Raw genomic sequence first — 5,123 nt, forward strand, 5'->3', positions numbered from 1 at the left:
GGGAGTTGCCGCCGTCCTTGCCGACCGGATCGTGCCTGTCATAGCCGAGATGGTCGGTGATCTCGCCCTCCAGGGCGGACTCCAGCAGCCGCTTGGTCAGCTGCTGCAGCAGCCCGCCCTCCCCGGTCAGTTGCAGGCCCTCGGCCTGGGCCCGGCCCACCAGCTCGTCAATCAACTGGTCGTCCACGGCCTTCGCCGACACAGCCTTCGTGGGCTCGACAGCCTCGGACTCGGACACGTTCTCACTGGTCATCGATGCATCTTCCATGATCGGGAGTTACACCGAACGTTTTACAGTCCCTCCTGCTCCACCTCGGGGTGGGACAGATCTGCCAGTTCGGATCTCGCCCGGTCAGGTCTTCCTCATAGGACGGCGGCTCGGCGGTAGGTCGGCAGCTGAACGCTGTCCAGGCCGCCTCCGAAGCCCCGAACGCTCACACCAGTGAGCACAGTTGATGCCTCGGAGGCTGACGGTCTCAGCTCTGTCGTGCCCGGGTGTAAAGCGTGTCTGACGAGAGGATTTCCTGCTCTGCCAGGAGGGTGAGAGTGCTGCAGAGGCGGGTGATCTGCTCTGGTGTGTTGGCAGCGGTCATCTGGACGCGAAACCCCGATTCGCTCTTGGGGACCAGGGGGTAGGCGGCGAGGGTCACGTAGATTCCGTTGTCCCACAGCAGTTGTGCGGCGTCGGGGAGCCGCTCGGGGGCGGATACGGGGATCTCGATGACGGGCGTGCCCGAGGTGTTCGGGGTCTGCACCCCCAGGGCCTGCAGGTGGGCGAGGACTTGCTGGGTCTTGGCGTAGAGATCCGCGCGGATGGTGTGGCCGTGCTGGTCGTTCACATCGAATCCCGCCAGGACTCCGCCCAGGGACGCGGTGGGCGATGGCCCGGAGTAGAGGTAGGGCGCTGCGCTGTACTTGAGCTTCTCTTTGAGTGCCGTGGGCAGCGCGATGAAGGCGAGGAGGGCGGAGTATGCCTTGGAGAAACCGCCGACGAGGATGAGGTTGTCGTAGTCCTGGGCGAGGTGGCGCACGATGCTGTTCCCGCGGTGGCCGTAGGGCATCTCGGGGGTGGGGTTCTGGCCGATGACGCCGAAGCCGTGGGCGTCATCGACGTAAAGGATGGCGCCGTGGCGCTCACAGGCATGGATGAGGCTCTGCAGGGGTGGCAGGTTGCCCGTCATGCTGTTCACGCCGTCGAGACACACCAGCAGCGGTGCCTGGGGCCCGGTGGCAGCACGAGCTGCCTGCAGTTGTTCATCGAGGGTGTCGAGGTCGTCTTCACGGAACCGGGCGAAGTGCACGCCTTCGTTGCGGGCGGCGACGGCTGCGTCGTAGAGGGTTTTGTGGGCGCGTCGCTCCAGCAGGATGCTCCCGCCCTCGGCGAGTAACGGCAGCACGGCGTTGTGGATATGGGTGATGGTCGGCAGGACCAGGGAGTCGGGTGCGCCCAGGAGGTCGGTGAGACGTTCTTCGATCTCGGTGTAGAGGGCAGGGTTGCCCAGGAGGCGCGACCAGCTGGGGTGGGTTCCCCAACGCTCCATGGCCTGCTGGGACGCGGCGATGATGTCTTCGTTGAGATCGAATCCCAGATAGTTGCAGGACGCGTAGTCGGCCAGCCAGTGGCTGCCGATGCGGATGTTGCGCCCGTCGATCTCTTCGATGGTCGCGTCGTACATGCGGGTTCGGTCGCCGGTGCTGCCGAGGTCGCCGGGGCCTGCGTCGGTGCCGGCGATGAGGCGCCCCATCGCGGGGTTGTCGTTGTACTTGGGCTGGGTCATTCCTGCCTCCAGGGGCGGTTGTCGAGCAGCGGCAGTTCGGGCTGCCAGGCGGTTCCTGTGCTGATCTGATTGAGGCGCCAGGCGATACCGGAGAGGGCTTCGAGGATCACGCGATTGGCGAGGTAGGCGGTGATCTCGGCATGGTCGTAGGCTGGGCTCACCTCGACGATCTCGACTCCTACCAGGGGAATGCGCTGTGCGATGGTGCGTACCGAGTCGAGAAGTTGTCGTGCTGTCAGCCCTCCGGGCTCGGGGGTTCCGGTGCCGGGGGCGGCCGAGGGATCGGTTACGTCGATGTCGACGGAGAGATACACGCCGGTGGCGCTCGCGGTGGCAGTGTCTGTCGCTTCGGCGAGGACGGCCCTCAGACCGCGGGATCCGATCTCGCTCATCTCATAGGCGCGCAGCCCGTTGGCGGCCATCCAGTCGAGGGTGGGCGGCGCGGGCCAGTAGCCGCGCAGGCCGATCTGGATGAGTTCGGGGCCACGGACGGTGCCTTCGTCGACGAGACGCCGCATCTGGGTGCCGTGGGCCTCGCGGAGGCCGAACTGCGTGTCGTCGGTATCGGCATGCGCGTCGAAGTGTAGAAGGGCGGTGTGGTCGGGAGCACGATGGCCGCTGATTGCGCGCATGGCCCCCAGGGAGACGGTGTGGTCGCCTCCCAGAACGACGGGGATGGCGCCTGCTGTCAGAACCGTGTTCACCGCGTCCTGGAGCCTGGCCATGCTTAACGCTGTGTCGCCGGGTGGCATTTCGATGTCTCCGGCATCCACGACGCGGAGATCCTGCAGCGGGTCGACGCGCAGTGCCAGATGAGGACGGGCCCCGTCCCAGGGTGCGCAGTCGGCGGCGCGGATGGCGCTGGGGCCAAAGCGTGCTCCGGGCCGGTGAGAGGTGCCCGCGTCGAAGGGCGCCCCAAGGACCACGATGTCCACCGCGCCGTGCTGCAAGGTGCTCAGATCGACCGCGGGTATGCCGAGAAAAGTAAAGGACGGTCCGTACATGCTCCGCAGAGGGCTGGGCATCGACAACTCCTTGCTGATCGCACGCGTGATCGGGCCCGGAAGGTCGTCGACCTGGGGCGGGGGACCTGCGGATGGACGCCGCACGGCATGCTCTGATGGCGGGGCCGCGCAGGGCCCCAACGCAGGGCGCGTGGCCGTTACGTGGATTGCGCAGCGCGCCGTGAAGAGAGGTGGCGGCCTGCCGGCCTTAGTCGGCGGACTGAGCGCCGCCGGCGACGTACGACCACCATGTGCGCATCACCGAGTCCACGCAGTTGGCACTGCGGGGGATGTCGGAGGCGGCTTCGCCATGGGCGAGCCCGAAGGCGATCACAGGAGTGACGCTTTCTGCGTCGGTTTGCTCGGCGTAGCCCGAGGCGGCATCCAGGTGATCGATGACGGGAGCCGGCGCGGCGGCGTTGTGGCGGAGTGTCTCGGCCCAGGCGGCGGAGGCAGCCCTCCACAGCACCCCGTCGGCCCACATTGACAGAGCCGCTTCTGCGGCTCCGGCGTGCAACGCCACCCAAGCCTGGAACTCGGCCAATGCTTTGACCTGCGGCACCAGTCCGGCTGCGGTCAAGGTCTTCTCATCCATGCCCAGAGGCGGACACACCTGTTGCAGCAAATGAACGCGAACCCCGCCATCTCGTTCACGGCCGCCTCGAAGAACCCGCCAGGGGCGCCCCGGGGAAACCGCGTGAGGAGAAAAGGGAATGTGGCCCGTTCGAATTCCAGCGACTGGAACTCCGCGAACACGAAGCGACGGATCATGCCAGAGTCCGACCGTCCGTCCCGGGCAAGACGGAGTAATGGGTTCTCTGCCACGTGCAAAGAGGGGTCGACGCTGCAGGATGTGATGAGATCTTCAGGGCGCACGCCGTGCTCGCTCACTTTCGGTTCCATGGGGCGATATGGACCGTACGCGAAACGGAGATCTTAATTCCCCCCTGTTCCCCGGAAATGGAGGCGGATTCCCGTCAGATCGGGCCAAGCTGCCGAGTCATCGTCCAAGTTCTTCTCCGGCATCGAAGGCGGCGCATCGTACTCCTTCGCCCCACCAGCCGCACTCTGCCCAACAGAGTGGGTGTAGAACGGCACCAACGAATTCAGAACTTGGCCAGATTCCGATCCGTCTATACGGTCAGGTCTGACGATCCACACGTTCCCGCCACGGTCGCTTCGCGGCGAACAGAATTCGTTGACCGCTGAGTCATAGCGTCTGAACACCTGCTCTGCACTGTCCAGCGCCCGCATCACGCCGTACGACCCGACGGCGTAGCCCGTGCGGTGGCCACGCAAATGCAGTTCCTCCATGGGGCACCCCGCACTTCTTGTCTCACATCGGTTGTCTCATGAGACATCGGGAGCGCGAAGAAGCTTCCCAGACCGCGTAGTGCGCGGGATGCTTCTTCGCGAGAGCTGCGGCCCGCGTTGGCGTGGAGTTCGCGCGGGACTGTGCTGCGGAGAAGCTGAGCCGACCGTCGATCCAGATGACGGCCTCGCCGTCGAGCACGGTGCCTGGAGGAAGATTCGCTTGTCCGGCGACGGCAAGGTCCATCCAGGCGCTTGTGACCGTTCGCCCGGATCGAGTGTGGCATCGCGTGGTGTCCTCGGTTCTCCACATGACCAGGCGGTGCCCGTCGAACTTCGGCTCGTACCAGTAGTTTCCGACGGGCAGCTTGGTCACGGGCGCGGCGAGGGCGACAGCGACGGGGTAGTCCACATGACCAGCGTCCGGCCGGTCGCCCAGGCTCGCGCGGTGGGCTGCTCCAGTCGACCGCTTCGCCGCCTCGGCAAGTTGCTGCGCGCACTGCGACAGGCACCGGGCTAAGAGAGTCAGGCGCAGGCCTTCAGGGGGTGGCGCACCAGTGGAGAGGGCCCTGGCCGTACCACTCGATTTCGTCGTGTTTGACGTTCTCCTGCCTCATCAGGGTGAAGACCTCGTCCAAGTCGCGCGCTCTGCCCACGGCCTGGCCGTCGACGAAGACCTGTCGGTAACCCCCCTCGGAGAGCGGAGCCACCTGAACCAGGGGGAAGATCGGGTCCGTGGGCAGTTCGACCACTCGCTGCCTGCGAAGAATCCGGTCGATGGGCAGGTAGGCCGTCTCCTGACCTCCCAGCACCTCGCCGAGGGATACCGGCTCCTGGGCGGGGGCTGGCGGCTTCTTTCGCCGTGGTGGTGACACCCGAGCACGCGGTGACTCGGTCTCAGCTCCGACGGGCATGGGCGTGCTTTCGTCCGCCAAGGCATCGGCGATCGTATGGAGTTCTGCGGCCAAGGACCGCAGAGTGCTCGCCGCTCGCGCACGGACATCCCGATCATCGGTATCTTGCGTTGCCA

At 66.0% G+C, this 5,123-nt stretch carries 5 protein-coding genes and 1 pseudogene; all 6 read right to left on the reverse strand.

Annotation, left to right across the window (positions count from 1 at the left end; genetic code table 11):
* A pseudogene (locus ACZ5CR_RS43380) lies at positions 1 to 253 on the reverse strand (IS256 family transposase); the annotation flags it as partial.
* A gap of 223 nt (positions 254 to 476) precedes the next feature.
* On the reverse strand, positions 477 to 1,778 hold the full coding sequence (locus ACZ5CR_RS43385) for an aminotransferase class I/II-fold pyridoxal phosphate-dependent enzyme (protein WP_468868683.1): 1,302 nt from the start codon (positions 1,776 to 1,778) through the stop codon (positions 477 to 479).
* A complete protein-coding gene (gene speB / locus ACZ5CR_RS43390) occupies positions 1,775 to 2,803 on the reverse strand; it encodes an agmatinase (protein ID WP_468868686.1) in 1,029 nt (342 codons plus the stop codon). The genes ACZ5CR_RS43385 and speB overlap by 4 nt, the downstream gene beginning before the upstream one ends.
* 187 nt (positions 2,804 to 2,990) lie before the next feature.
* Complete coding sequence (locus tag ACZ5CR_RS43395; protein ID WP_468868688.1) at positions 2,991 to 3,377, reverse strand: hypothetical protein; 387 nt, start codon at positions 3,375 to 3,377, stop codon at positions 2,991 to 2,993.
* 741 nt (positions 3,378 to 4,118) lie between these two features.
* Positions 4,119 to 4,505 carry an ATP-dependent DNA ligase gene (locus ACZ5CR_RS43400; protein ID WP_468868690.1) on the reverse strand — a complete coding sequence of 129 codons (387 nt, stop codon included), beginning with the start codon at positions 4,503 to 4,505 and terminating at the stop codon, positions 4,119 to 4,121.
* Positions 4,506 to 4,632: 127 nt separating this feature from the next.
* A complete protein-coding gene (locus ACZ5CR_RS43405; protein ID WP_468868692.1) occupies positions 4,633 to 4,905 on the reverse strand; it encodes a hypothetical protein in 273 nt (90 codons plus the stop codon).
* Positions 4,906 to 5,123: the final 218 nt, after the last annotated feature.

It is taken from the genome of Streptomyces sp. NPDC031274 (assembly GCF_055570235.1).

What these genes read in the sequence shown, in the direction of transcription:
- ACZ5CR_RS43395 (WP_468868688.1), bottom strand. Translation starts at nt 3,377, where the DNA reads ATGGATGAGAAGACCTTGACCGCAGCCGGACTGGTGCCGCAGGTCAAA.
- ACZ5CR_RS43385 (WP_468868683.1), bottom strand. Translation starts at nt 1,778, where the DNA reads ATGACCCAGCCCAAGTACAACGACAACCCCGCGATGGGGCGCCTCATC.
- speB (WP_468868686.1), bottom strand. Translation starts at nt 2,803, where the DNA reads ATGCCCAGCCCTCTGCGGAGCATGTACGGACCGTCCTTTACTTTTCTC.